The organism is Frondihabitans sp. PhB161 (genome assembly GCF_003814635.1).
Taxonomy (GTDB): Bacteria; Actinomycetota; Actinomycetes; order Actinomycetales; family Microbacteriaceae; genus Frondihabitans.
The window spans coordinates 499,748-526,556 of the sequence record NZ_RKQW01000002.1; the positions used below are offsets into that span (position 1 = coordinate 499,748).

At 67.8% G+C, this 26,809-nt stretch carries 20 protein-coding genes; 12 read left to right on the top strand and 8 right to left on the bottom strand.

Features of this window, described 5'->3' with window-relative positions:
* The first annotated feature begins 16 nt into the window (after positions 1 to 16).
* Complete coding sequence (locus EDF39_RS11090; protein ID WP_123943062.1) at positions 17 to 1,717, top strand: dolichyl-phosphate-mannose--protein mannosyltransferase; 1,701 nt, start codon at positions 17 to 19, stop codon at positions 1,715 to 1,717.
* A 96-nt stretch (positions 1,718 to 1,813) separates the two neighbouring features.
* Here EDF39_RS11090 and EDF39_RS11095 read toward each other — a convergent pair whose 3' ends face one another.
* The 8 genes from EDF39_RS11095 to EDF39_RS11130 form a co-directional block, all read right to left on the bottom strand.
* Positions 1,814 to 3,709, bottom strand: a complete 1,896-nt coding sequence (locus EDF39_RS11095) for a thioredoxin domain-containing protein (protein ID WP_123943064.1) — start codon at positions 3,707 to 3,709, stop codon at positions 1,814 to 1,816.
* A gap of 131 nt (positions 3,710 to 3,840) precedes the next feature.
* Positions 3,841 to 4,989 (bottom strand): bifunctional 2-methylcitrate synthase/citrate synthase, encoded by a 1,149-nt coding sequence (locus EDF39_RS11100; RefSeq protein ID WP_123943066.1) that lies wholly within the window; start codon positions 4,987 to 4,989, stop codon positions 3,841 to 3,843.
* A 3-nt stretch (positions 4,990 to 4,992) separates the two neighbouring features.
* Positions 4,993 to 5,895 (bottom strand): methylisocitrate lyase, encoded by a 903-nt coding sequence (prpB, locus tag EDF39_RS11105; protein WP_055963448.1) that lies wholly within the window; start codon positions 5,893 to 5,895, stop codon positions 4,993 to 4,995.
* The gene (locus tag EDF39_RS11110) at positions 5,895 to 7,430 is read right to left on the bottom strand and encodes an MmgE/PrpD family protein (protein ID WP_123943068.1); all 1,536 of its coding nucleotides are present in this window, start codon (positions 7,428 to 7,430) and stop codon (positions 5,895 to 5,897) included. Before EDF39_RS11110 ends, prpB begins: the two co-directional genes overlap by 1 nt.
* A complete protein-coding gene (locus EDF39_RS11115; RefSeq protein WP_123943070.1) occupies positions 7,427 to 8,998 on the bottom strand; it encodes a long-chain fatty acid--CoA ligase in 1,572 nt (523 codons plus the stop codon). Before EDF39_RS11115 ends, EDF39_RS11110 begins: the two co-directional genes overlap by 4 nt.
* Positions 8,999 to 9,141: 143 nt before the next feature.
* The gene (locus tag EDF39_RS11120) at positions 9,142 to 9,813 is read right to left on the bottom strand and encodes a hypothetical protein (protein ID WP_148089112.1); all 672 of its coding nucleotides are present in this window, start codon (positions 9,811 to 9,813) and stop codon (positions 9,142 to 9,144) included.
* 32 nt (positions 9,814 to 9,845) lie between these two features.
* Positions 9,846 to 10,331, bottom strand: coding sequence for a hypothetical protein (locus EDF39_RS11125; RefSeq protein ID WP_123943073.1), 486 nt, complete (start codon positions 10,329 to 10,331; stop codon positions 9,846 to 9,848).
* Positions 10,328 to 10,828 carry a hypothetical protein gene (locus tag EDF39_RS11130; protein ID WP_123943075.1) on the bottom strand — a complete coding sequence of 167 codons (501 nt, stop codon included), beginning with the start codon at positions 10,826 to 10,828 and terminating at the stop codon, positions 10,328 to 10,330. The genes EDF39_RS11125 and EDF39_RS11130 overlap by 4 nt, the downstream gene beginning before the upstream one ends.
* 98 nt (positions 10,829 to 10,926) lie before the next feature.
* Between EDF39_RS11130 and hrpA the strand changes: the two genes are divergently transcribed.
* The 11 genes from hrpA (at position 10,927) to EDF39_RS11180 (ending at position 25,105) form a co-directional block, all read left to right on the top strand.
* Entirely contained in the window at positions 10,927 to 14,745 is a 3,819-nt protein-coding gene (gene hrpA / locus EDF39_RS11135) for an ATP-dependent RNA helicase HrpA (protein ID WP_123943077.1), read from the top strand.
* A 132-nt stretch (positions 14,746 to 14,877) separates the two neighbouring features.
* Positions 14,878 to 15,885, top strand: a complete 1,008-nt coding sequence (locus tag EDF39_RS11140) for a LacI family DNA-binding transcriptional regulator (protein ID WP_123943079.1) — start codon at positions 14,878 to 14,880, stop codon at positions 15,883 to 15,885.
* A gap of 202 nt (positions 15,886 to 16,087) precedes the next feature.
* Complete coding sequence (locus EDF39_RS11145; protein WP_055963472.1) at positions 16,088 to 17,434, top strand: extracellular solute-binding protein; 1,347 nt, start codon at positions 16,088 to 16,090, stop codon at positions 17,432 to 17,434.
* Positions 17,435 to 17,468: 34 nt separating this feature from the next.
* Positions 17,469 to 18,422 (top strand): carbohydrate ABC transporter permease, encoded by a 954-nt coding sequence (locus tag EDF39_RS11150; RefSeq protein ID WP_123943081.1) that lies wholly within the window; start codon positions 17,469 to 17,471, stop codon positions 18,420 to 18,422.
* Between the two features lie 2 nt (positions 18,423 to 18,424).
* On the top strand, positions 18,425 to 19,339 hold the full coding sequence (locus EDF39_RS11155) for a carbohydrate ABC transporter permease (RefSeq protein WP_123943083.1): 915 nt from the start codon (positions 18,425 to 18,427) through the stop codon (positions 19,337 to 19,339).
* 101 nt (positions 19,340 to 19,440) lie between these two features.
* Positions 19,441 to 20,976, top strand: a complete 1,536-nt coding sequence (locus EDF39_RS11160; protein ID WP_123943085.1) for an alpha-N-arabinofuranosidase — start codon at positions 19,441 to 19,443, stop codon at positions 20,974 to 20,976.
* A gap of 256 nt (positions 20,977 to 21,232) precedes the next feature.
* Entirely contained in the window at positions 21,233 to 22,303 is a 1,071-nt protein-coding gene (locus EDF39_RS11165) for an amidohydrolase (RefSeq protein WP_123943087.1), read from the top strand.
* Positions 22,300 to 23,553: a kynureninase gene (locus EDF39_RS11170; RefSeq protein WP_123943089.1), complete on the top strand. Its 1,254-nt coding sequence runs from the start codon at positions 22,300 to 22,302 to the stop codon at positions 23,551 to 23,553. Before EDF39_RS11165 ends, EDF39_RS11170 begins: the two co-directional genes overlap by 4 nt.
* A 94-nt stretch (positions 23,554 to 23,647) precedes the next feature.
* A complete protein-coding gene (locus EDF39_RS11175; RefSeq protein WP_123943091.1) occupies positions 23,648 to 24,412 on the top strand; it encodes a class I SAM-dependent methyltransferase in 765 nt (254 codons plus the stop codon).
* A 27-nt stretch (positions 24,413 to 24,439) separates the two neighbouring features.
* Complete coding sequence (locus EDF39_RS17515; RefSeq protein WP_158613220.1) at positions 24,440 to 24,607, top strand: hypothetical protein; 168 nt, start codon at positions 24,440 to 24,442, stop codon at positions 24,605 to 24,607.
* A 3-nt stretch (positions 24,608 to 24,610) separates the two neighbouring features.
* Positions 24,611 to 25,105, top strand: coding sequence for a GNAT family N-acetyltransferase (locus EDF39_RS11180; protein ID WP_123943093.1), 495 nt, complete (start codon positions 24,611 to 24,613; stop codon positions 25,103 to 25,105).
* Positions 25,106 to 26,809 lie beyond the last annotated feature (1,704 nt).

The window sequence follows — 26,809 nt, forward strand, 5'->3', positions numbered from 1 at the left end:
CATCTACGATGGCCGAATGACATTTCGGCCGAGCGGCGACTTCGACCAGCTGGTCGGAAACGCGCCCGTCGAAGGCCCCGGCGGCGAATCCCCCCACGGTGCCGAGCCCGACCGGGTCGAGCGACCGCGGAAGCCGGTCGCGCATCGCTGGGGGCTCACGCCAATCGACGCCTGGTGGGGTCGCGTACTCTCTACCCCCGCCCGCCAGCGCGCCTGGCGCTGGGGCGGCCCGGCACTCGTCACCCTGATCGCCGCGCTGCTGCGCCTCTGGCACCTCGGCCACCCGAACACCCTGGTGTTCGACGAGACCTACTACGTCAAAGACGCCTGGAGTCTGCACAACCTCGGCTACGAGGGCACCTGGCCGGGCGACGTCGACTCTAAGTTCGCGGCCGGGCAGACCGATCTCTTCACGAGTTCCGCCGAGTTCATCGCCCATCCGCCCCTCGGCAAGTGGCTGATCTCGCTCGGCATGGCCGTGATGGGGCCGGCGAATCCGGCCGGGTGGCGGTTGAGCACGGCGGTGGCCGGGATCCTTGCCGTCCTCCTCATTACGCTAATCACGCGGTACCTGCTCAAGTCCGACGTGCTCGGAGTGCTGGCGGGGTTCTTCTTCGCCATCGACGGTCAGGCGATCGTGATGTCGCGGGTGTCGCTGCTCGACAACTTCGTGATGCTCTTCGCGTTGCTCGCATTCGGAGCCGTTCTGCTCGATCGCGCGCACAGCAAACGACGTCTGGACGCCTGGGTTCGACGGAGGAATGCGCGCGGGCGCGACCTTGCTTGGGGGCCGACGCTGTGGAACAGGCCGTGGCTGATCGCGGCCGGAATTATGCTCGGTGCCGCCTCGGGCGTGAAGTGGAACGGCATCTACTTTCTCGCCATCTTCGCGCTCTACACGGTGGCCGTCGACATGATGGCGAGACGTCGTGTCGGAGTCGAGCTGTGGGGCACGGGAACGCTCATCACGCAGGGTCCGGCGACGTTCCTGCTGATGGTGCCCGCGGCGGCAGTCACCTACATCGCCACCTGGACGGGCTGGTTCGTCACCCGGGGCGGCTGGAACCGCACCTGGCTCGAAGACGGCAACGGGGCCACCCCCTGGAAGGGCCTGCTCGCCTGGGTGCCCGACGTCGCGCAGAACTTCTGGCACTACCAGGCGAGCATCTACGCGTTCAACGTCGGGCTGTCCACGGCGCACCCCTACCAGGCGAACCCCCTGCTGTGGCTGCTGATGCAGAGGCCGACGAGCATGTTCTACCTCGGCCTGTCAGAGGGTCAGAACGGCTGCACGGTCGACCGCTGCGGCCAGGCCATCAGCGGCATCGCGAACCCGCTCATCTGGTACGCCGCCGTGCTCGCCTGCCTCTACCTCTGCTACCGGCTGGCGCGCTACCGCGAGTGGCAGTCGGGGGCCATCTTGATCGGCGTCGCCGCCGGCTACCTGCCCTGGATGATGTACCTCAACCGGACGGTCTTCCAGTTCTACACGATCGCGTTCGAGCCCTATCTCGTCATGGGGCTGGTGGCCGCTCTGGGCATCATCCTCGGCAAGCGCACCGACGATCCGCTCCGACGCCTGAGCGGGATCCGCGTCGTGGGGGTGATCGTGATCGTGGCAGTCGTGCTGACGATCTTCTACTACCCGATGTGGACGGCGACCCAAGCGCCGTGGACCTTCATCAACCTGCACTACTGGGTGCCGAGCTGGAAGTAGCCCGCTGACCCCTGGTCCGCGTGCAAATTTGAAGGAAAAACGCGCCGCGGCGACCGGAAACATGCCGATCCGGGGCCTCCAGCGCGAGTTTTTCCTTCAAATTCGGGCAACGGCGGCGAGCTGCTCCTCGAACTCGGGCACCGAGCCGACCGGCAACCGGCACACGAAGTCGCGGCAGACGTAGGCCGTCGCAGTAACTCCATCACCGGCGCCGAGCACCCGCCCTTTGAAGAGCTCGAATCCGGCGGCCGACCACTCTGCCGCCTGAGCTTCTGTCACGACGGCTACGACGGCGCCGGGCCGTCGCACTCGTCGGGCGGAGTCGGCGAGCGAGCCGTCGGATCCTTCGCTCCCGTCGGACACGACGACGACCTGAACCGCAGGATCCGACAGCGCGACACCGACCGACAGGATCGCCCCGAAGGCGGTCGGGTTGTCGAGCGCCAGGTCGTGCACCGAGCGAACGGCGCGCGCGGCGGCCTCCCGGTAGCGGGCGTCGGCCGTGAGCTGTGACAGGGTCAGCGCCGCCGAGGCCATGGCCGACAGGCCCGACGGGTAGGCGCCCTCCGACGGGTCGCTCGCGAGCTGGAGCCCCTGCGCGGCGAGCACCGGGTCTCCGCCGCCGGGAGCCACGAACACGCGGGCGTCGCCGGCCCCAGGGAGGCACTGCTCGACGAGGTCGCGCGCAGCCGTGGCGTACGACACCTCGCCGGTCGCTGTTGCGAGCCGCAGCAGCCCGTCGGCGAGCATGCCGAAGTCTTCGAGGGTTGCGACCGCGTCGGAGGCACCCCGCTCGGACGTCGCCCGCAGCAGGACGCCGCCGGTCGACACCGAAGACCCGAGGATCCGATCCGCCGCCGCTCGTGCCGCCGCGATCCAGTCGGCTCGCCCCTGCCGCACCCCGGCCTCTGCCAGCGCGCCGATTGCGAGGCCGTTCCACCCCGTCAGTACCTTCTCGTCGACCTTCGGCGGTGTCGCCGCGGCCCGCCCGTCGCCGCCCAGCGCGTAGTAGCCGCCCTCGCCGAGGTCGCTCTCGCTGTCTTGGGCCGACCCGAAACCACCGCCCGGCCGCTGCAGCGTCGTCAGCAGGAACTCGGCGATGCCCGCGGCCACGTCGAACGATCCGACGCGGGAGTAGGCGTCGAGCAGCACGGCATTGTCGTAGAGCATGCGCTCGTAGTGCGGCTCGTGCCAGTCGCGCCGAACGGAGTAGCGGAAGAAGCCGCCCTCCACCGAGTCGCGGAGAGGCGACGCGGCCATGGCGTCGAGGGTGCGTCCGACCAGCGCTCGCGCGGCTGGTGCGGCGGGCGACGAACTCGTCGCCACGTCGACGAGCAGGCGCTGCACCGGCGCGATCGGGAACTTGGGGGCGCGACCGAAGCCACCGAACTCGTCGTCTTCGAATGACGCGAGCCGAGTGACGATCGCCTGGATCTCGTGAGCCGTGACGTCGGATCCTGCGTTGTCGCCCGTGCCTGCGCCTATGGTCGTCGACGCTGCGGCGAGCGCGGCGGCGATCTCACCGGCGTTCTGCTCCACCTCGTCGCGGCGGTCGGTCCAGGCCTCCGATACGGCATCGAGCACCTGACGGAACGACGGCGTGCCCTGCACCGGAACTGGCGGATAGTAGGTGCCCGCGAAGAACGCGCGGCCCTCGGGGGTGACGAAGACGGTCAGCGGCCAGCCGAGGTTGCCGGTGAAGGCGCCCGCCGCCGCGAGATAGCTGGCGTCGACATCGGGGTGCTCCTCGCGGTCGACCTTGATGGCGACGAAGCGCTCGTTGAGATGCGCGGCCAACTCGGGGTCGGAGAAGCTCTCGCGGGCCATGACGTGACACCAGTGGCAGGTCGAATAGCCGATCGACACCATCATGGGGAGTCCGCGGCGGGCGGCCTCCTCGAACGGGGCGGCTCCCCACGCGTGCCACGCGACGGGGTTGTCGGCGTGGCTGCGGAGGTACGGGCTGATGGCGTCGCGGAGCTCGTTGGGCACGAGGCCACGCTACGCCGCCGGCCTGGCACCGGCTTCGGCCTCGCCTGTGCCGAGCGGTTGAGACACCACCTTTCGGCCTCACCACCGCCGATGGGCGGCGTCATGCCCGAAACCCGGTGTCGCGCCCTGCCTCACGACGAAGGAACGTCGCGATACCCCTCCCCCACGTACTCGCTCAGCGGTCGGATGAGCGCATTCGCACCGCGCTGTTCGACGACGTGCGCCGTCCAGCCGGCGACCCGCGCCGCGACGAACAGCGGCGTGAACACCTCGGCGTCGAACCCGAGCAGGTGGTAGGCGACGCCCGACGGGTAGTCGACGTTCGGCTTGAGGCCTTTCCGCTCGAGCACGCCCTGTTGAAGCGCGTCGTAGAGGTCGCGCAGCCGCTCGTTCTCCTGCCCGGGGCGCTCGTCGAGGAGCCGCCCGAGAGCGACCTCCATCGTCGGCACGCGACTGTCGCCGTTCTTGTAGACGCGGTGCCCGAAACCCATCAGGGTGCGCTTCTCGGCGAGGGCCGCATCGAGCCAGGCGTCGACCCGGTCGGGGTCGTGGATCTCTTCAAGCAGAGCCAGTGCTGCCTCGTTCGCACCGCCGTGGAGCGGGCCCCTAAGCGCGCCGATCGCGCCGACGAGGGCCGAGTGCAGGTCGGAGAGAGTCGAGGCGATCACGCGAGCCGTGAATGTCGACGCGTTGAACGAGTGCTCGGCGTAGAGGGTCATCGACACGTCGAACGCCTCGACGTCGAGCGGGTCGGGCTCTTCGCCGAAGACGAGCCAGAGGAAGTTCGCGGAATACCCGAGGTCGTCGCGGGAGTCCAAAGGATCCTGCCCTCGTCGTCGACGCTGGTCGTAGGCGATCAAAGCCGGGATCTGCGCGAAGACCCGAAGAGCCCTCTCGTAGGTCTCGTCGGGCGACGGCTTCGCCGGTTCAGGATCCAGGGTGCCGAGTGCACTCACGGCCGTCCGCAAGACATCCATCGGGTGCGTGGACTTCGGCAGCGAATCGATCAGCGAGCGGAGGGTCGGGTCGAGCGCCCGGGCACCGCGCTCGGCAGAGCGGAACGCCTCCTTCTCGGAAGCGGTCGGAAGCTCACCGCGCCAGAGCAGCCACACGACGTCTTCGAACGGCACGGCACCCGCGAGCTGCTGCACCGGATACCCGCGATAGAGGAGGGAGTTCGAGGCGGCGTCGACTTGGGAGACGCGGGTCTCGTCGACGACGACGCCGTTCAGGCCCTTGTGGATTTCAGGTGCGGTGTCGGTCGCTGCGGATGTCGTCATCGGTCACTCCTTCGTGAGGTCGAACGTGTAGATCGAGTCGTCGAACTGCGAGTAGCCCTCGTAGTCGATCAGGTCGTACAGGTCTCGGCGGTGCTGCATCCGGTCGAGGAGCGCCGCCTGCGTGCCGGCGGCGGCGATCTCGTCGAGACCGCGCTCGGCCTCGCCCATGGCCAGGCGCAACAGCGTGACCGGGTAGATCACGATCTTCACCCCGGCGCTCGCGAGCTCGTCGGCCGTGTGCAGCTCGCCCTTGCCGAACTCGGTCATGTTGGCAAGGATCGGCACGTCGAGGGCATCGGCCATCGCCTCGAACTCGCGGAGCCCCTCGAGCGCTTCGGGGAACACCGCGTCGGCGCCCGCGTCGACGAGGGCCTTCGCCCGATCCACGGCCGCCGCGAGACCGTCGACGGCGCGCACATCGGTTCGGGCCATCACCAGGAAGTTCGGGTCGCGACGACCGTCGACCGCGGCGCGGATCCGCTTGACCGCCGTCTCGGCGTCGACGACGCTTTTTCCGTCGAGATGCCCGCAGCGCTTCGGATTCACCTGGTCTTCGATGTGCAGGCCGGCCAGCCCTGCGTCTTCGAGCGTCTGGACTGTGCGCGCGACGTTCATCGGCTCGCCGAAGCCGGTGTCGGCGTCGACGATCGACGGCAGGTCGGTCATGCGGGCGATCTGCCCGGCCCGGGTGGCGACCTCGGTCAGGGTCGTCAGGCCGATGTCGGGCAGGCCGAGGTCGGCACTGATCACGGCACCCGAGATGTAGACGCCCTCGAAGCCCTTGCGTTCGATCAGCCGTGCGCTCAGCGGGTTGAAGGCACCCGGCAGCCGCACCAGACCCGGGCCGTCGAGTGCCCGCCGCAGGGCGACGCGTTTGTCGGCAGCCGAAACCGAGGAGTACAGCACTACAGCAGCCCCTGGCGCACGGTGAGCCCCTCGAAGTAGGCCGCATCGGGCATCACGGTCAGCCCGCCGAGCTCGTCGGCGGTCAGCTCGGGCAGACGCTCGGCGAGGTCGATGAAGGCGTCGATCGATGACGAATCGAGGATCCCACTGGCCAGGGTCCGGAACTTCGCCACGTAGTCCGCTCGCTGGAACGGCCGTGCTCCCAGGGGATGCGCATCGGCCACCGCGATCTCGTCCACGAGGGTGCCTCCGTCGGTGAACGTGACCTCGATGCGTCCGCCGAATGCCTGCTCGGCCGGGTCGAGCGAGTGGTAGCGGCGAGTCCAGTCGGGGTCTTCGACCGTCGTGATGGAGCGCCAGAGAGCGACCGTGTCGGCGCGGGCGGCCCGCTCCGGGGCGTAGGAGCGCTCGTGGTGCCATTCGCCGTCTTGCAGCGCCACGGCGACGATGTAGGGGATGGAGTGGTCGAGGGTCTCGCGGCTGGCGGTGGGGTCGTACTTCTGCGGGTCGTTCGCGCCGGAACCGATGACGCGGTGGGTGTGGTGGCTCGTGTGCAGCACGATGCTCGCCACGCGCGCGGGATCGCGCAGCTCCGGGTGCTCGCGGCCGAGCCGGCGGGCCAGGTCGATCCAGGCCTGCGCCTGATACTCAGCCGAGTGCTCTTTCGTGAACGTGTCGAGGATGGCGCGCTTCTGCTCGCCCGCGGCCGGCAGCGGTACCGAGTAACCCGCCTCGACGCCGTCGAGAAGGGTCGCGATCACGCCGTCTTCGCCCTCGTAGATCGGTGACGGGCTCGTCTGGCCGCGCATCGCGCGGTCGATCGCCTCGATCGCCTGCTTCCCGGCGAAGGCCGGCGCATAGGCCTTCCAGGTAGAGATGAGGCCCTTGCGCGACTGCCGCGTCGCGGTGGTCGTATGGAGGGCCTGGCCGATCGCCTGGTAGATCGTCTCGGCGTCGAGGCCGAGGAGCGTGCCGAGGCCCGCTGCAGCGCTCGGGCCGAGGTGCGCGACGTGGTCGATCGTGTGGCGGTGCAGGCTGATCGCCCGAGCGAGGTCGACCTGGATCTCGTACGCGGTCGCGATGCCACGCACCACGTCGGATCCTGAACGGCCCGCGTGCTGCGCGACAGCCAGCAGCGGCGGGATGTTGTCGCCCGGGTGCGAATATTCGGCGCTGAGGAAGGTGTCGTGGAAGTCGAGCTCGCGGACGGCGACGCCGTTGGCCCAGGCGGCCCATTCCGGGGCGAAGCGGAGGGTCGGGTCGGTGCCGAACACGGTTGATCCCCGGCGCCTGGGGTCTGTCGCGGGGCTGATCGGATGTGCCTCGGCCTGGGCGCGCGCTGCAACCACCGACGCGCGACGCAGCGACGCGGTCGCCACCGCCGCGTTGTCGATCACACGGTTGATGATCATCTCGGTGACGTCGTCGGCGACGGGCACCGGGTCGACGGCCAGCTCGGCGAGCTGCCAGGCGAGCTCCTGATCTTTCGGGAACCCCTCGTCGCTTCGGTGGACGCGGACCTCGACGTCTCTCACGCGTGAGCCGGGGCGAAACGCTGGACGAGCTGGCGCTTGAGCACCTTGCCGCTCGGACCGAGGGGCAGGGCGTCGAGCACGTGCACGACGCGAGGGTACTTGTAGGCCGCGATCTCTTCGGCGACGAAGGCGATGAGGTCGTCCGGGGTCGTCGTGCTCTCGGACGCCAGGACGACTGCCGCCTCGATCTCTTGACCGTGGGTCTCGTGAGGCACACCGAACACGGCGGCCATGCGCACGTCGGGGTGGCTGGCGAGGACTTCTTCTACCTGCCGGGGATACACGTTGTAGCCGTTGCGAATGATCATGTCTTTCGTTCGGTCGACGATGGTGAAGTAGCCGTCGTCGTCTTTGGTGGCGAGGTCGCCCGTGCGGAACCAGCCGTCGACGATCGCCTTCTCGGTGTCGTCGGGGCGGTTGAGGTAGCCGTTCATGATGTTGTGGCCGCGCACGACGATCTCGCCGATCGAGCCGTTCGGCATGAGCACGATGCGGTCGGCGACGCTGGGGTCGGCGACCTCGACGTCGACTCCCCAGATGGCCGTGCCGATCGTTCCGGGACGCGGCGTGCGGCCGACGTGGTTGAAGGTCGCGACCGGCGACGTCTCGGTGAGGCCGTAGCCCTCGTGGATCTCGGCCCCGAAGATTTCGCAGAACCGGTCGATGATCGCGACGGGAAGCGCGGCACCCCCGGAGATCGCGTATTTGAGACTCGGCCGCGACTCGGTGCGGGTCGCCGCGTCGAGCAGAGCCATGTACATCGTGGGGACGCCCATGAAGATGTCGCAGTGCTGCTCGACCATCACCCGCAGGGCCGTGTCGCCGTCGAACTTCGGCACCATCACCATGGTGGCGCCCGCCCGGAAGGCGACGTTCATGGTGCAGGTCTGGCCGAACGTGTGGAACAGCGGAAGCGCACCGAGAAGACGATCGCCGGCCTCGATCTTGAACGTGGAGAGAAGCAGGGCGTTGGTCTGCTCGAGGAGGCTGAAGTGCGACCCCTCGGCGCCCTTCGGCTGACCCGTGGTGCCGCTCGTGTACAGGATCGTCGCGGTGTCGAACGGGTCGCGGGGCACGTAGGTGTCGATGGGTTCGGCCGCCTCGGCGAGCGCCTCGAGGCGATCGAAGCCGGTGACGAGATCGGGCGGTGCCAGCACGGTGACCACGTCGACGCCGGCCAGACCGGCGCCGGGCGCCCCTTCGCCGAGGAGTGGTGCAGCGCAGACCAGCATGGCCGATCCGCTGTCGTGGAGGACGTATTCGATCTCGTGCTGCTTAAGCAGAGCATGGATCGGAACGGCCACTGCCCCGAGCGAGAGAATCGCGTAGTAGACGCGGGGGAAGTCGGTCACGTTCGGCACGAGCATGGCGACGCGGCTGCCCTCAATGACGCCCTTGGCACGGAGAGCGCCGGCGTAGGCGCGGGTCTCGGCCCACAGCTCGGAGTAGGTCGTCTCGGTCGGACCGACGACGACGGCGACCGCATCGGCGTGTCGGTCGGCCGACTCTTTGAGGATGGAAGCGACCGACGCGGTGGCACGAGAGGGGGAGGTGCGGGAACTACTCATTGGAGCTCCAATTTCGTCTTCGTTGACGACTCGGGTTCGAGCGGTGATCACAGCATACGGATCGCTCCTGATCGTCGCGAGCGCCTCATTCAAAATCCCAGATCGCCTCCTGCCAGTCGCTCCATTCCGATCGACAGCACTGCTCAGGGGGTCGAGTCGACGTAGCGGCGGTAGGCCCGCGCCACAGCAGCGACACCGGCGTCGACCCGAGGCTGAAGCCACGGCCAGGCGAACCAGACGCCCACGGCACAGGTCAGGAGCGCGAAGAGCCGCGAGACCCAGAACAGACCATCTGCCGCGATCTGCACGTCTCTCGGGGCGAGAGCGGCGAGGACGACGTACGGAAGCACGGAGGAGACGACCGCCACGAGAGTGAGCGCGACCAGGCCGTTCCGAGCGCGGGCAGACGCGTCGGGAGCGCGACCAACCAGGATCGCACCAGCGACGAGAAGAACCAGTGCCGCGAGCTCGACCACCAGGAAGGCCCATGAAAACGCCTGAACGGTCGGCGACTCGAACCTCTCGGAGGGCACGCTGCCGAAACTCGATGCGATGCCTGTCGCGAGCGAGAGCGAAGATGCTCCCACCAGTAGCAGCAGCACCACCCTGCCGGAGCCGAAGACGCCCGCCCTCCCGGGGAGCCCCAGGGCAAGCACCGCAAGCCCGACCGACCAGGCCAGCGCCCCGAGAAGGAAGGCACCTGAGACTCGACCTGCCCCCACCGACGCGACGCCTGCCAGGAACACCGCCCCGCCACCGACGAGGGCCACGACCGGTTCCGCTTTCAGCTCCACTGCCTCCATGCGCGCCAGCATGGCATAAATATCGCGTATCGGCGACCCCCGGCCTACCCCGCCCTCTTCTGCAACTTCAGGAGCGCGAAGGGCTCCCCCAGCGTCTGACTCTGCATCAGATCGTCTAGACGACGGCCGTCTTCCGACCGGATGAACCGCCTTGCGCTCTTCTTGCGTACCGGGTCGGCACTCCGGGCATCCCATGCGCTGTCGAGAGCGCACTCCAGCAGGTCGGCCTGGGCATGGTCGCCCGCCAGGCGCAGCCCGACCAGATGCCGACGAGCGGCGGCGAGTTCGTCTCGGAAGCGAGCCTCGTCGAGACCTCGGTAGCCGCCCGAGCGTTCGCGCGTGACGAAGTCGTTGCGCACGAGATTCTCGAGCACCTCCCGTGCGTGCGAGGTCGGGATGCCGAGTCGGCCGGCCGTCCGCTGCGTGAGGTCTTTCTCGCTCGTCACGCCGGTGAGAAGCAGGTCGAGCAGGTGCAAGACGGCGGGGCTGAGCAGGAGGATCAGGGCCCGGCGGTCGGGCGACATCATCACGCGCGCGCCCCCTCGGCTGCTCCGACGGCCGAGACGTGCCCGAGACTCCGGGCCTCGAGCCTCGCGGCGTGCCGACGACCCGCCGCCGACGCGCGAAACTGCGCCGCGCTGAGTCGTTTCGCCGGATCGGCGCTGCGGGTGTTCCAGGCGGCGTCCAGCGCCACGAGGATGTCGTCGACCTGGCGCCCCTCCCCCTTCGATCGCAGCCATTCCAGCTGATCCATCGCCTTCTCGAAATGCGCGGCGAAGTCGTCGAGCCCGAGATCGGCGATCTCGGTGAGACCGGCCCGCCCGATGTACCCGACGCCGATCAACCCGTCGAGCACCGCGGCGGCGTGCTCGACCGTGACGCCGATGCGCTCGGCGGCACGAGCCGCTATCTCGGCCTCGGAGGTGAGGCCCTCGTGCACGAGGTCGAGACAGTAGACGCAGACGGGATCGGTGAAGACGATGAGGGCTTGGACGCCCTCTGAGCTGGAGTCGAACGAAGAAGTCATGCGACGAGGATGGCAACCCGAGCGACTCCCCCGCTGGCCCCGACCACCACCCTGTGGATAACTCCTCACCGACCCGCGCGCGGTAAGCTGGAGGGCTCATGATTCCTGCCATCACCTTCCCCCCGGAGCTGCCGATCTCGCAGCGTCGCGACGACATCGCGGCTGCCATTCGCGACAACCAGGTCGTCATCGTGGCGGGTGCGACAGGCTCGGGCAAGACCACGCAGCTGCCCAAGATCTGCCTCGACCTCGGTCGCGAGATGATCGGCCACACGCAGCCACGCCGCATCGCCGCCCGCACGGTCGCCGAGCGCATCGCCGACGAGCTCGGCAGCGAGATGGGCGACCTCGTCGGCTACCAGGTCCGGTTCACCGACCATGTCAGCGACGCGACCCGCATCAAGCTGATGACCGACGGGATCCTTCTCAACGAGATCCACTTCGACCGCGACCTCACCAAGTACGACACGATCATCATCGACGAGGCACACGAGCGCAGCCTCACGATCGACTTCCTGATCGGCTATCTCAAGCAGCTCCTGCCCCGCCGCCCCGATCTCAAGCTGATCATCACGAGCGCGACGATCGACCCGGAGTCGTTCTCGAAGCACTTCGACGGCGCCCCCATCATCGAGGTCTCCGGCCGCACCTATCCGGTCGAGGTGCGCTACCGGCCGTTGGTTGCAGATGAAGTCAGTGCTGACGGCGAAACCGAAGGATCCAGCACCGACCCCGATGACCTCGACGCCCGGGGCGACCGACCGACCCGAGCCGACGACCGCGACTACCTTCAGGGCATCAACGACGGCCTCGACGAGCTGGCCCGGGAGAGCTCCGGCGACGTGCTCGTCTTCCTCTCGGGCGAGAACGAGATCCGCGATGCTGAGGAGTCGATCCGCGGCCGCAACCTGCCCTTCACCGAGGTGCTTCCCCTCTACGGCCGGCTGAGCGCGGCCGACCAGCACCGAGTCTTCGAAACCAGTCGCACCCCGGGAACGCGTCGGCGCATCGTCCTCGCCACCAACGTCGCCGAGACGAGCCTCACCGTGCCCGGCATCCGCTACGTCATCGACGCGGGCACCGCGCGCATCAGCCGGTACTCGACCCGAGCCAAGGTGCAGCGCCTGCCCATCGAGGCGATCTCGCAGGCGAGCGCGAACCAGCGATCCGGCCGCTCCGGCCGCACGAGCGACGGCATCGCGATCCGTCTTTACTCCGAGCAGGATTTCGAGAAGCGTCCGGAGTTCACCGAGCCCGAGATCCTGCGCACCAACCTGGCTGCGGTCATCCTCCAGATGATCTCGCTCGGCCTCGGCGCGATCGAGAAGTTTCCCTTCTTGCAGCCGCCCGACTCGCGCGGCATCAAAGACGGCGTCGACCTGCTGCGCGAACTGCGCGCCGTCGAGTCGCGGGGTGCGACCGACGAGCCGCGGATCACCCGGCTCGGCCACCAGATCACGCGCCTGCCGATCGACCCCCGTCTCGCGCGCATGGTGCTCGAGTCGAAGCAGCACGGCACCACCCGCGAGGTCATGGCCATCGTCGCGGGGCTCAGCATCCAAGATCCGCGCGAGCGTCCACTCGAACGCCGTGCCCAGGCCGACCAGCAGCACGCTCGGTTCACCGATCCGTCGGGCGACTTCCTCAGCCTGCTCAACCTCTGGAACTACCTCGAGGAGCAACAGAAAGACCTCGGCTCGAGTGCGTTCCGCCGCCTGTGCAAGGCCGAATACCTCAACTACCTCCGCATCCGCGAGTGGCAAGACGTGTACCGCCAGCTCGTGCGCGCTTCGAAGAATCTCGGGCTCCACGTCGGCGAGCCGAGCGCCAACCCTGACGGCGTGCACAAGTCGCTCTTGGCCGGGCTCCTCAGCCAAATCGCCCTGAAAGACCTGCAGAAGAAGGACTACGTCGGTGCGCGCCAGTCGCGCTTCGTCATCTTCCCGGGATCGGCTCTCGCAAAGAAGCAGCCGAACGCGATCATGGCCGCCGAGCTCGTCGAGACCTCACGCCTGTTCGCCCGGGTGGCCGGCTCGATCGATCCCGCGTGGGCGGCACCGATCGCGGGCGACCTGGTCAAGCGGAGCCACTCCGAACCGCACTGGGAGAAGAAGCAGGGCGCGGTCGTCGCTTTCGAGCGGGTCACGCTCTACGGGGTGCCGATCATCCCGCGCCAGCGAGTCCAGTTCAGCCGCATCGACCCCGTGTACGCCCGTGAGCTCTTCATCCGGCACGCCCTCGTTGAGGGCGACTGGGAGTCGCACCAGAACTTCCAAGACGCCAACGACCGCCTGATCGACGAGCTGACCGAGCTGGAGGAGCGCACCCGCCGCCGAGACATCCTGGTCGACGGCGACGCCGCGTTCGAGTTCTACCACCGCCGTATCCCCGCCGACGTGTTCTCGACGCGCTCGTTCGAGGGCTGGTGGCGCAAGGCCCGTGCCGAAACCCCCGACCTCCTGACCATGCGGGCCGACGACCTCCTCGGCGACGACGAGCCCGAGGTCGACGAGAAGGCCTACCCGACCACGTGGCGGCAGGGTGACCAGGCGCTGACCCTCCGCTACCGTTTCGAGCCGGGCTCGCACGACGACGGCGTGACCGTGCTCGTGCCGCTACCCCTGCTGGCATCGCTCAAGCCCGTCGGCTTCGACTGGCAGGTGCCGGCGTTCCGCGACGAGCTCGTGACCGCGCTCATTAAGTCGCTGCCGAAACAGCTGCGCAAGAGCGTGGTTCCTGCAGGCGACTGGGCTGCGAAGATCACCGCGGAACTGCCTGACGAACCGCAGGATCCTTCGGTCCCGTTCACAGCCACCGTCGCGGGCGTCATCAAGCGGCTTACCTACGCCCCCGTGGCTGAGACCGACTTCGATGTGTCGCGCGTGCCCGCTCACCTGCGCATGACGTTCGCGGTGGTCGACGAGAAGGGGCGTGTGGTCGGGATCGACAAAGAGCTCGGCGCGCTGCAGCGCTCCCTCGCCGCCGACACGCGCCGCAGTGTGGCGCGGGCGACCGAGACCGCTCCCGCCTCTCGGGTGACGATCCAGCGCGACGGCATCACGAAGTGGGATTTCGACGACCTTCCCGCCTTCGTCGACACCAAGCACGGCGACACGACGATCCGCGCCTACCCGGCGCTCGTCGATGATGCCGCGTCGGTGTCGATCCAGCTCATGGCGACGGCCGCCGACCAGGCTCTCGCCACCCCGCGCGGAGTCCGGCGGCTGCTCATGCTCGGCACCCCGTCTCCGATCGCCTATGTGCAGCAGCACCTGACGAGCGCCGAGAAGCTCATCCTCGCGACCAGCCCGTACCAGAACACCGCCGCGCTCTTCGCGGACTGCCTCACGGCGGTCGTCGACGACGTGCTGTACCGGGTAAAGCCCGACGGCATCGTCTTCACGAAGAAGGAGTTCGAGACCGTGCGCGACCGGGTGTCGGGAGCCGTGATGGATCAGATGTTCCAGACCGTGTCGCTCGTCGCCCGCACGCTGACTGCCGCTCGCGACGCCGACAAGGCGCTGAAGCAGGCCACGAACATGGCGCTACTGCCTGCGCTGACCGACGCGCGCGAGCAGCGGTCGCGCCTCCTCTACCCCGGCTTCGTGTCGGCCACCGGGATCGCGCAGCTGCAGCGGGTGCCGGTCTACCTCGTCGGCATCCAGCGCCGCGTGACGAAACTGCTCGAGAACCCCGCGCGCGACCGCGCCTGGATGGTCGAGGTGCAGCAGGCGCAGCAGCGGTACGTGGATGCGGGTGGGGCGTTCCCGCCCGCGGCCTCTGCTCCGGCGCCGCTCGTGCGGGCGCGCTGGATGATCGAGGAGTTCCGGCTGTCGCTCTTCGCGCAAGACCTTCGGCCGGCCGAGTCGGTGTCGTTGCAGCGGATCCAGAAGGTGCTCGCGACGGCGTCGGCCTGACCCTGCCCTGCCGAATTTGAAGGAGATCCGGCGCCGCCGCGACCGATTCATGCCGATCGGCAGGGTGCCTGCCCGGGTTTCTCCTTCGAATTCGGAACGCGCCCGCCCGCACCGCCCCGCTAGCCTGGCCGAATGCGCGCAACCGTTCGAGACGTGGCGACCCGGGCCGGGGTCAGCCCGAAGACCGTCTCCAACGTGGTCAACGGCGTCGTGTTCGTCCGGCCCGAAACGCGCGAGCGGGTTGAGGCCGCCGTCAAAGAGCTCCAGTACGTGCCGAACCTCAGCGCACGCGGCCTCCGCAACGGGCGCACCGGCGCGATCGCCCTCGCGTTCCCCGACCTCGGCACCATGTACACCGCCGAAATGCTGCACTGGTTCGTCGAGGTAGCCCACGAGTTGGGCTGGGCCGTGCAGCTCGAAGAGACCGGTCGGCGCCCCGAGCGCGAGCGCGAGCTGCTGTCGCGGGGCCGGGAGCACCTCGTCGACGGCCTCGTGCTCAACCCGGTCACCCTGGAGGCCAGCGCCATCGTGGGTGCCGACTCGCTCCCGCCGGTGGTGGTGATCGGCGAGGTCGAGCAGACCCTCGTCGACCAGGTGTCGGTCGACTCGATCACCGCCGCGCGTGACATGACCGCGTACCTGCTGAGCCTGGGGCACCGCCGCATCGCGGCGGTGGGAGCCGTGGGGCCGGCGTTCAACAGCGCCTCTAATCGACAGCGAACCGAGGGATACCGGCAGGCGATCGCAGCAGCCGGGCTTCCGACGGATCCTTCGCTCGAGCTCTCGGGCGAGTGGTCGCCCGAGTCGGGCCGTCACATGGTGCTCGAGGCGCTCGACCGCGGGCTCGACGTCGACGCCTTCTTCTGCTTCACCGACTCGATGGCCCTCGGGGCGCTGTCGGCACTGGCCTCCCGTGGCATCAGCGTGCCGGGCGACGTCTCGGTGGCGGGCTTCGACGACATCGCCGACTCGCGGTTCTCGACGCCGCCGCTGACCACCGTCACCTTCGACAAGCGGGCCTTCGCCGACCAGACGCTGAGCCTGCTCGCCGCTCGGGTGTCGGATCGGACCCTGGCGCCGCGTTACGTCGCGATCCCGCACGACGTCGTGTCGCGGGCGTCGACCCGCACCCGGCACTGAAACCGCCCGCGGGCCGTTCTCGGGCTGCATGAGAACAGCCCGCGGGCTGTTCTCATGTAGCCCGCGAGCGACGATTCGCGTAGAGCACTTGACGCAGGGTTACAACGATGTAATAGTCGTCACCAGCGCAGCGCGGCGCAGTCGACACTCCCCCCGACGGCGGCACCGCAGACTCACGTTGCCCACCGACAAGGAGGTCGAAATGGCACCCCGTCCATCGTCCACGTTCACCCGGCGCAGTCTGCTCACCGCGGGTCTCGCAACGGCCGGAGCGGTGGCCCTCGCCGGCTGCTCCAGCACCCCGCTCGGCGCGGGCCTCTTCGGCTCGCCACTCAACCCTGAGCAGCTCATCTTCTGGAACCTCTTCGGCGGCGGTGACGGCAGCCGCATGCAGACCATGGAGGCCGGCTACCGCAAGGCCAACGGCGGCACCAAGTCGCTGCAGGCCACGGTCTTCGCGTGGGGCAACCCGTACTACTCGAAACTCACTCTCGCCACGGTCGGCAACAAGCCGCCGGACGTCGCGGTCGCGCACCTCACCCGCGCGAAGCCGCTCTACGACGGCGACATCCTCGAGCCCATCACCGACGCCGACCTCGCCTCCGTCGGGCTCTCGGCCGACTCGTTCAACGCCAAGTCGTGGGACGCCCAGAAGACCGACGGCAAGAACATTGCGATCCCCCTCGACACCCACCCGCTGGTGATGTTCTACAACAGCGACGTGATGAAGAAGGCGGGCCTCCTCGACAGCGACGGCAAGCTGAAAGACCTCACCGGGCTCGACACCTTCGAGGCAGCTCTCGCGGCCATCAGCAAGGTGACCGGTGGCACGGCGATCACGGTCGCCAACGTCAGCGAGACCGCGACGCCGTGGCGCGTGTTCCAGACGCTGTACTGGCAGATCACCGGGGCCACCCCCTTCCTCTCCGACAACGGCTCCAAGATCACGGTCAACGACGACGCCTACGCGAAGGTCATGGAGCGGATCGCTTCCTGGGTCAAGAAGGGGTGGCTCAACAAGGGCCTCGACTACGCCGGTGCTCAGACTGCGATGTTCACGGGCAAGTCCGGTTTCTTCCTCCAGGGAGAGTGGGAGATCACAACGGCGCAGTCGATCAAGGGCCTCAAGTTCGGCATGGTTCCCGTGCCGACCCTGTTCGACAAGCCGGCCGCGCAGGCCGACTCGCACACGTTCGTGCTCCCCCGCAAAGACCGCACGCCGGCCCAGCGCAAGCAGGCGATGGTGTTCATCAAGTCGATGCTCGACCAGAGCCAGACCTGGGCGATGGGCGGTCACGTTCCCGCCTACCTGCCGACCCTCGACAGTTCGGCGTACAAGACCCTCGAACCCCAGGCCGACTACTCGAAGGCGGCTGAAGACGCGGTCTACGACGACCCCGCCTGGTACGGAGGATCCGGCTCGACGTTCGAAGTGACAGTCGGTGCTCAGCTGGCTCTCGTCCAGCAGCTCTCGAGCTCGCCGCAGGCCGCACTGTCGGCCATCAAGGGCCAGCTCAAGGTCTACACCAACACCCCCAGCCCGCTGTGAATCCCCGCACCCCGACCCCAGGAGGTACAACGTCGTGACCGCCGCTCCCGCTCTCACCCGCCGCGCAGCGGCCGCCCCAGAAGCCCGACCGAAGAGGCACTCTGTGCTCTCGCGCGGCGACGGCCGCGGTGCATGGCTGTTCCTCGCCCCGTTCGGGCTCTTCTATTTGGCGTTCCTGCTCGGGCCGACCATCTGGATGGTCATCACCAGCTTCTTCAACACGTCGACGGTCCGCACCGGGCTCGGTTCGTTCGCGGGTGTCGCGAACTACGCCGAGATGCTCGGTCGAGCGGACTTCTGGAGCGCGATGTGGCACACGCTGCAATTCACGCTCTACACGACGCCGCCGCTGGTGATCCTGGCGTTCTTCCTGGCCATTCTCACCAACCGGGTGCGGCGCGGGCAGTGGTTCTTCCGCCTCGCGTTCTTCCTCCCCTACATCTTGCCGTCGGCGACAATCTCGCTCATCTGGGTGTTCATCTTCACGCCGGGATCAGGCCTCTGGGCGAGCGCGCAGAGCATCTTCGGCATCACGCCAGGAGCCGGCGTGCTGGCCAGCCCGAACACGGCCATGATCGGCATTGCGATTGCCACGATCTGGTGGACCCTCGGGTTCAACTTCGTGCTCTACCTAGCCGGTCTTCAAGAGATTCCGCGCGAGCTGTACGAGGCCGCCGCGGTCGACGGCGCCTCGACCTGGGAGCAGATCCGCTACATCACGCTCCCGCTGCTCAGCCGCACCACGACGCTCGTGCTGCTGCTGCAGATCGTCGCCAGCCTCAAGATCTTCGACCAGGTGTACCTGATGACATCCGGCGGTCCCGGTATCTCGACGTCGGTCGCCCTGACGCTCGTCACGGGCACGGGCTTCACCGATAACCGTCTCGGAGCTGCCTCGGCCGCGTCGGTCCTCCTCCTCATCGTCATCATCGCGATCGCCGTCATCCGACAGCTCGTCGACCGCGCGGCAGTTCGAAAGGCGGCCTGATCATGGCTCTCACCACAGCTCCCGAACGCCGCACCAAATCGCCGCTGTCTGCGGCAGCCCCGGCGGCCCGCCCCACCGGCGCCCGCATGGGCACGAGCGGTCGCACGTTCAGCATCGTGTCGGCCATCGTGCTGACCGTCTTCGCGATCGTCTGGTTGATTCCGAGCGTCTTCGCACTGAAGACGTCGCTCTCCGATAACGGCGTCGCTGCTCTCGGCGCAACCGACATCCTGAAGACCTGGAACCCGACGCTCCACTCCTATGCCGCGCTGTTCCAGGCCGGAGACATCTGGAACTGGTACCTCGCCAGCGGAGTCACGAGCGTCGTCACCGCAGCGATGACCGTGCTCTTCGCATCGATGGCCGCCTTCGCGCTGTCGCGGTTGAAGTTCCGCGGCCAGAACGCCGTCTTCCTGCTGATCATCCTCGGCATCATGATCCCGAGCCAGGTGCTCATCGTGCCGATCTTCCAAGAGCTCGGCGCCGTCAACCTGCTCAACACCTACTGGTCGGTCATCTTCCCGCAGGTGCCCGCCGTCATCGCGGTGTTCATCTTCAAGCAGTTCTTCGACGGCATCCCGAGAGAGCTCGAGGAGGCGGCTCGCATCGACGGCGCCGGCCTCTGGAAGGTCTACTGGTCGGTCATCATGCCGCTGTCCCGCCCCGTGATCGCGGCCGTCATCATCCTCACCTTCGTCGGCGTCTGGAACAACCTGCTCCTGCCGCTGTTCGTCCTCTCCAATCCAAACCTGATGACCATCCCGGTCGGTCTCGCCACCGTCCAGGGCAGCTTCGGTCAGCGCTACGCCGACATCCAGGCGGGCGCCCTCCTCGCGGCTCTGCCGCTGGTCATCCTCTACCTGGCGTTCCAGCGTCAGATCGTCGAGGGGATCACGGGTTCCGGCCTCAAGGGCTGACCCCGAGTTCGATACGCGACGGGCGCAGGATCCGCAGCACCGGGATCCTGCGCTCTCGTTTCTTCTGCACCACACCACCCATCACCCACGTAAGGATCCCTATGCCCTCCGCGCGCATTGTCATCGACCGCGACTTCACGATCGGACCGGTGCCCCGCCGCCTGTTCGGCTCGTTCGTCGAGCACATGGGACGCTGCGTCTACACCGGCATCTACGAGCCGGGTCACCCCGAGGCCGACGAGCGCGGCTTCCGCCAGGACGTGCTGAAGCTCGTCAAGGAGCTCGGACCCACGGTCGTCCGCTACCCCGGCGGCAACTTCGTCTCGGGCTACAACTGGGAAGACGGCGTCGGCCCCGTCGAGGAGCGCCCGCGCCGCCTCGACGGCGCGTGGCACACCGTCGAGACCAACGCCTTCGGCCTGCACGAGTTCGTCGAGTGGTCGAAAGACGCCGACGTCGAGGTGATGGAGGCGATCAACCTCGGCACCCGCGGCGTCGACGCGGCCCGTGAGATCGTCGAGTACGCCAACCACCCCGGCGGCACCGCGCTCTCCGACAGGCGCATCGCCAACGGTGCGAAGGACCCCTTCGACATCAAGCTCTGGTGCCTCGGCAACGAGCTCGACGGCCCCTGGCAGATCGGCCACAAAACCGCCGAGGAGTACGGCCGCCTCGCGCAGGAGGCCGGCAAGGCCATGCGCTTCGTCGACCCGTCGATCGAGCTCGTCGCGGTCGGCTCGTCGAACTCGGGCATGCCGACGTTCGGTTCGTGGGAGCACACGGTGCTGTCGCACGCCTACGACGAGGTCGACTACATGTCGATGCACGCGTACTACCAGGAGCACGACGGCGACGCCTCGTCGTTCCTGGCGTCGGCCGTCGACATGGACTACTTCATCGAGTCGGTCGTCGCGACGTGCGATGCGGTCCGGGCGAAGCGCAAGGCCAAGAAGTACATCAACCTCTCGTTCGACGAGTGGAACGTCTGGTACCAGACCGGCCTCGAGACCGACGACCAGCCCGGCGCCGTGTCACAGTCGTGGCGTGAGCACCCCCGCCTGATCGAAGACACGTACAACGTGACCGACGCCGTCGTGGTGGGCACGCTGCTCAACTCGCTGCTGCGGCACGGCGACCGCGTGTCGATCGCGAACCAGGCGCAGCTCGTCAACGTGATCGCCCCGATCCGCTCCGAAGAGAACGGTCCGGCCTGGAAGCAGACCATCTTCTGGCCGTTCGCCCGCATGGCGGCTCTCGCGCGCGGCGAGATCCTCCGCACCGCGACCACGAGCGACAAGGTGTCGTCGAAGCAGTTCGGCGACGCCGACCAGGTCGACGTGAGTGCGACCTTCGACGAGCAGAACGGACGCGTCGCGCTGTTCCTGGCCAACCGCGGACTCGACGAGTCGGCCGACGTCACGGTCGCGCTGAACGGGTTCGCCGGTGGCCGGGTTCTCCGCGCCGAGCTGCTCGAGATCCCGTCGGGTGGCACGCGCCTGACCGCGAACACGCTCGAGTCGCAGGATACAGTCGGCCTCGTGCCGCTCGACGGAGTCGTCGTCGACGGCTCGACCGCGAGGCTGCGCCTGCCGGCTCTCTCGTGGGCGGTCGTCGAGATCGAGGTCTCGAAGGGTTAGAAACGCAGGTGCATGACGTGCAGGCCGACGGCTGCGGATCAGCATGCGCCGAGCGCAGTGCCCGGGTTCGCCGGTACCCCGACACCTCGATGCGTCTGCAGTCTGTTGGCCGTCATCGAGTGCCGCCTAATGCCGTCTGCGGCCTGGCCTCCCCGGCATTTGGCGTCACTCGGGGCGCCGGCGCCGACAGCGACGCCGATGGGCGGACGAGCGGCCAGACGCGGACGATGTCGGCGGATCACGGCAGGATGGAGTCATGCTCCTCACCTGCGACGACGCCTGGTTCGGCGGCTGGCGCGGGGCCAGCGCGCTGACCATCGAGGCCGGGCGGCTGCGATACGCCGGGCCGGCCGACGCGCTCGCCAGCGACCCGGGCAGCGACCCCGACAGCGCCCCCCAGAGAACAGAATCCGACGGCCACCTCCGGGGCGTCGTGCTCGCCCCCTTCACCGACTCGCACGTGCACCTCGGCCTGATCGACGCCGGCGCCCTGGTCGCCGGCGGTATCGGGCGCGTGGTCGACCTGGGGTGGGATCCCGCGCAGGCGCAGGCCTGGCCGAGCATCGGCGCCGACCCCGAGAGCGGCTGGCCCGAGGTGTCGATGGCGGGCCCGCTGCTCGGAGCACCCGGCGGCTACCCCAGCCGCTCGGCGTGGGCTCCGGCAGCGGCGGCCGTCGCCGTCGCAACCAGCGACGACGCGAAGCACGTGATCGACGGCGTCAGAGCCGTCGGCGCGAGCATCGTCAAGATCACCCTCAACTCCGACGCCGGCCCCGTCTGGAGCGACGAGACCCTCGACGCCGTCGTCGGTGCCGCCCACGACGCCGGCCTCCCGGTCGTCGCCCACGCGCAGGGCCTCGGCCAGACCCGCCGCGCGGCCCGAGCCCGCGTCGACGCCCTGGCCCACACCCCGTTCTCGGAGCGCCTCGACGACGACCTCCTCGACGACCTCGCCCACTCGATGACCTGGATCTCGACGCTCGCGATCCACGCCCGCCCCTCCGGCGCCAACGGCCAGGGCGGCGACGCCTACGACATCGCCGTCGACAACCTCGCCCGCTTCCACGCCCGCGGCGGCTCCGTGCTCTACGGCACCGACCTCGGCAATGGCGAGCTGCCGCTGGGGCTCAACGGCATCGAGCTCGCGGGGCTGAGCGCCGCCGGGCTGACGCCCGACGCCGTGCTGAGTTCGCTGACGCCCGGCAGCGGTGAGCCCGGCTACGACACGCGCCTCGTGACGTGGATGCCCGATCGACCCGCGACGATCGCCGATCTGGCGACCAGTCGGATCCTGACTTTGCCCGCCCTCGTGAGAGAAGCCGAATGACGCCCCCGACCATCGCCCCCGACAGCAGCCACTCCGATGAGAGCCACCTCGACGCCGCACTGCTCGACGCAGCCGACCCGCTCGCGCACTTCACCGAGCGCTTCGTGCCCGCCGAGGGTGTCGTCGCCTACCTCGACGGCAATTCGCTCGGCCGACCGCTCAAGGCCACCGGCGAGCGCATCGCGTCATTTCTCGCCCATGACTGGGGCACCCGCCTGATCCGCTCGTGGGACGACCAGTGGATGGACGCACCGACGTCGCTCGGTGACCGTCTCGGATCCTTGGTGCTCGGCGCAGCCGCCGGTCAGACCGTGATCGGCGATTCGACCACCGTGCTGCTCTACAAGCTGCTGCGCGCCGCTCTCGACCACGGGCAGAAGTCGGGCCGCGACGAGATCGTCATCGACGACGACCAGTTTCCGACCGACCGGTTCGTCGTCGAGGGCATCGCGCGCGAGCGCGGCGGCTCGATCCGCTGGGTGAGCGTCGACCCGACTCTCGGCGTGACTCCCCAGCTAGTCGCGGAAGCGGTCTGCGATCGCACGGCCGTCGTGCTCGTCAACCACGTGTCGTACCGGTCGGGCTACCTGGCCGATCTCACCGAGATCAGTCGAATCGCGCACGACGCCGGGGCACTCGTCGTCTGGGATCTCTGCCACTCGGCGGGAGTCGTGCCGATGTCGCTTGACGACTCGGGCGTCGACCTCGCCGTCGGCTGCAGCTACAAGTTCTTGAACGGCGGCCCCGGCGCTCCCGCGTTCGCCTACGTGCGCCGAGAGCTGCAGGAGGTGCTCGAGCAGCCGATCCAGGGCTGGATGGGCGCCGCCGACGTCTTCGCGATGGCCGCGTCGTACGAGCCCGCGCCGAGCATCCGCCGCTTCATCAGCGGCACTCCCCCGATCGTCGGCATGCTCCCGCTCCGCGACATGCTCGATCAGATCGACGAGGCCGGAATCGAGGCGATCCGCACCAAGTCGCTCGCTCTCACCGACTACGCCTTCGCTCTGGTCGACGAGTGGCTCGTGCCGCTCGGGGTCCGTGTGGCGACCCCCAGAGACACCAGGATCCGAGGCAGCCACGTTACGGTCACACATCCGGCGTTCCGCGAGATTCTGCCGTCGCTCTGGCAGGCCGGGGTGATCCCCGACTTCCGCAATCCCGACGCCCTTCGCCTCGGTCTCTCGCCGCTCTCCACCACCTTCGCCGAGGTGCGCGCTGGCGTCGCTGCGATCCGCTCCGCCCTCGCGTAGGTCGCCCGTGAGACCTCAAATTCGACCGTCGAGCGGCGACAGGATCGGTTGTTTCTGAGGTCTCACGACCAGGCTCGAGTGGCACAGTGGAGGCATGAACTCCGGCGACGCCTTCGAACCCGACCAGCGACATGCAGCCAACGCCACCTCCTTCGGCTCGGCCGCCGACGTCTACGAGCGAGGGCGCCCGTCGTACCCGGCCGAGGCCGTCGAGTGGCTCCTGCCCGAGGGCGCCCAGCACGTCATCGACCTCGGGGCCGGCACCGGCAAACTCACCCGACTGCTGGTCGAGCGGGTGCCACGTGTCACCGCCGTCGAGCCGTCCGAGAAGATGCGCGAGACGCTCATCCGTGCCGTGCCCGGGGCGCAGGCGCTTCCGGGGTCGGCCGAGCGCATGCCGGTCGACGGCGAAAGCGCCGATGCGATCTTCGCCGCCCAGGCCTGGCACTGGGTCGATCCCGAGCGCGCCGTCCCCGAGGCGGCCCGTGTGCTGAAGCCCGGCGGCGTCCTCGCCCTGCTGTGGAACATCCGCGACACGAGCACCCCCTGGGCCGCGGCGCTCGACGAGATCATCGACGCGGCGTCCGAGAGCGAGCTCGAATCCGAGGAGCCGCGAGTAGGCCCGCCCTTCCTCCCCGTCGAGCGGCGCGACTTCGCCTGGGTCAACCCGATGACGCACGACGAGGTCGTCGCCATGGTGGCCTCGCGCAGCTACGTCATCACGCTGCCCGAGGCCGAGCGGGAGGCGCAGCTCGCCCGCGTTCGCGAACTGCTCGAGACGCACCCCGACACCGCGGGCCGCGCGACGGTCGATCTGCCGTATGTGACGCGCTGCTCGGTGGCCGTGCTCCCCGCCTGACCGCTTCAAGCCCAGTAAGGTCGCTCCGTGCCCGCTCGCCGAACTCTCGCCATCATCGGCATCGTCGTCGTACTGGCCCTGTTCGTGAGCATCGGCATCGGGGCGATCCTCGTGGCCGGTCGCGAGTTCTCGAAGACCGACCCCCAGCGGACCATCTCTCCCTCCCCCACGCCAACGGCGTCGGTGGCACCCTGAACCATGACGATCTCGCTCCAGCCGATGCCGCCCCAGCGCCTCGCCCCGTGGCTCGATCACACCGCCGCGAGCTACATCGAGTCGCGCATGAAGGCGGGCGACAGTCGTGACCAGGCCGTCGCGAATTCCGACGCCTCGTTGGCTTGTACGTTCCCGCTCGGCAAGCCCGCTCCCGACCAGCACCCGTTCAACGTCTTGGCCGATGGCGAGATCGTGGGCATCCTGTGGATCGGCGTAATCGACCCGGCCTCGAAGGGCTGGTGGGTCTGGGACATCGAGATCGACGAGGCGCATCGCGGCCGGGGCCACGGCCGCGCCGCCATGGAACTCGCCGAGAGGGCCCCCAAAGAACTCGGAGCCGCAACGCTCGGCCTTAACGACTTCGGCTACAACACGGTGGCTCGGGCCCTTTACGAGTCGCTTGGCTACACGACGACGTCGGTGCAGATGAAGAAGCCGCTGCAACCACAAGACAAGCTTGGCTACGCCAGCGAATAGCCGTGCTCGGGTTGCCGGTTCTTCGCAATCTACAGTCGCGTCCTCGTCAGTACTTTAGCCGCCAGCCCACGGTTAGAACTGGTCCATCCGGGCGCTTTACCCTCCAGGCATGGTTTCCAGAGAAGGGTAAGTGGTCATTGCGTCGCTACTTCGGCTTTCGGAGCACTCTTGCAGAGAGCCTTGAGATTCGGAAGGTAGTCGGTCACAGCCGCCATGACTTGGTCTTCGGGCATGGATCTCAAATTCCCTAAGACGGCTGGCGAAAGCTCCGAGTGAATCATTTTGTTGGCCCCCGGGAAGAGCTTTCGAAATTCATCACTGTCACCTGGGTAGTCGGACGGGCTGAAAATGTAGGCACGCACTGCCGAGCTGAGGAATCTGCCGCACGTCGTCAAGGAGCTCTGTCGCTCGGTCAAGGGCTCAGGCGAGGGAATGGTGCTTGAGGGCCCTTCTTCGCGTCCCTTTATATTCTCAAAGCGAGTTAACTCCTTGGGTGGTCCGACCACAAACCAGTTCTTTCCTGAAACGACCTGCCGATCTTCTCCAAGCGAAGGCTCCCAATCATCGGTAAGGACCTGAGCTACTGACGATGAGGCATGAAAGACGCGGACGACGACAACATCGTCACTGCGGAGGTAGCAGTCCTGACCCAGGACATCGTCGTAAAAGGTTAGGTCGTTCGAAACCTCTATGACCGATGCGCACGAGAGGTGCTGAGTCAAAGATCTTAACTGATGCTCTTGCCCTGACCTCGAGAGGTACGTTGCCTTGGTCTCGGACTGAACCACGGGTTCAGGCATCGCGGCGCAGCCAGTAAAAATCAGCACGCACGCTGCGCCACTTACGACTTTGAATCCGCGTCGCTTGACACTTTGCTGGTGTGCGCCGCGAGCCCACATCTCAGGAGAACTTAATCTTGGTCGCGAGTGCGCCCGTGGAGATGCCCTGGATCTGCTTACTCGCAGCCACATTTCCCCAGTTGATCTGAATCGTTCGTCCAGTTCCTCGACCTGCCGCGTACCACGTCGTCTTCCTTGCCGAGTTAAAGCCCTTGGCATTGATCACAGCCGACCCTCGACCATCGGTTGCCCACCCATACCCAACCTTCACCTTGCTATTAGTGCCAATCACGTTGCACCCGTTGACGGAATTGGACCACACGTATCCGAGGGCAACGTAATTCCGGTCTGGGCAACCGCTTCGACCTGAGCCGCCGCTCTCGCCAATCACTACCGAGGGGGCTGTTGGGTCAAATGACTCATCGACATACGTTCCCGCTGGAACACGATTCGGTCCAGCGGTGGCGTGGGCAGCCGTCGACCCGAGAGCGATGAGAGACAAGGTTGCCCCCACGAACAGCGGAAGGCTGATCTTCCGCGAGCGGCTCGTTTGAAGAAATTTCATTATTTTTCCAATCGTTTGGCGGACGTCTCATCGAAAAGCAGACCCGATCTAAATGTCAAATTACAAACAAGAAATTGTGGATTTTTAGTCCTCAAAGGCGGTATGCGGCCATCTCCACCCCAGGCGACTTCGCCAGGCACGAAAGAGCGTCTCGCGCCGAACTCGGCGCCGAGGCCCTCGGCCTCAACGTCTTCGGCTACAACACGGTGACCCGGGGCCTCTGCGAATCGCTCGGCTACACGACGACGTCGGTGCAGATGAAGAAGCCACTGCAGACAACAGAGCCCCCGCACACGACGA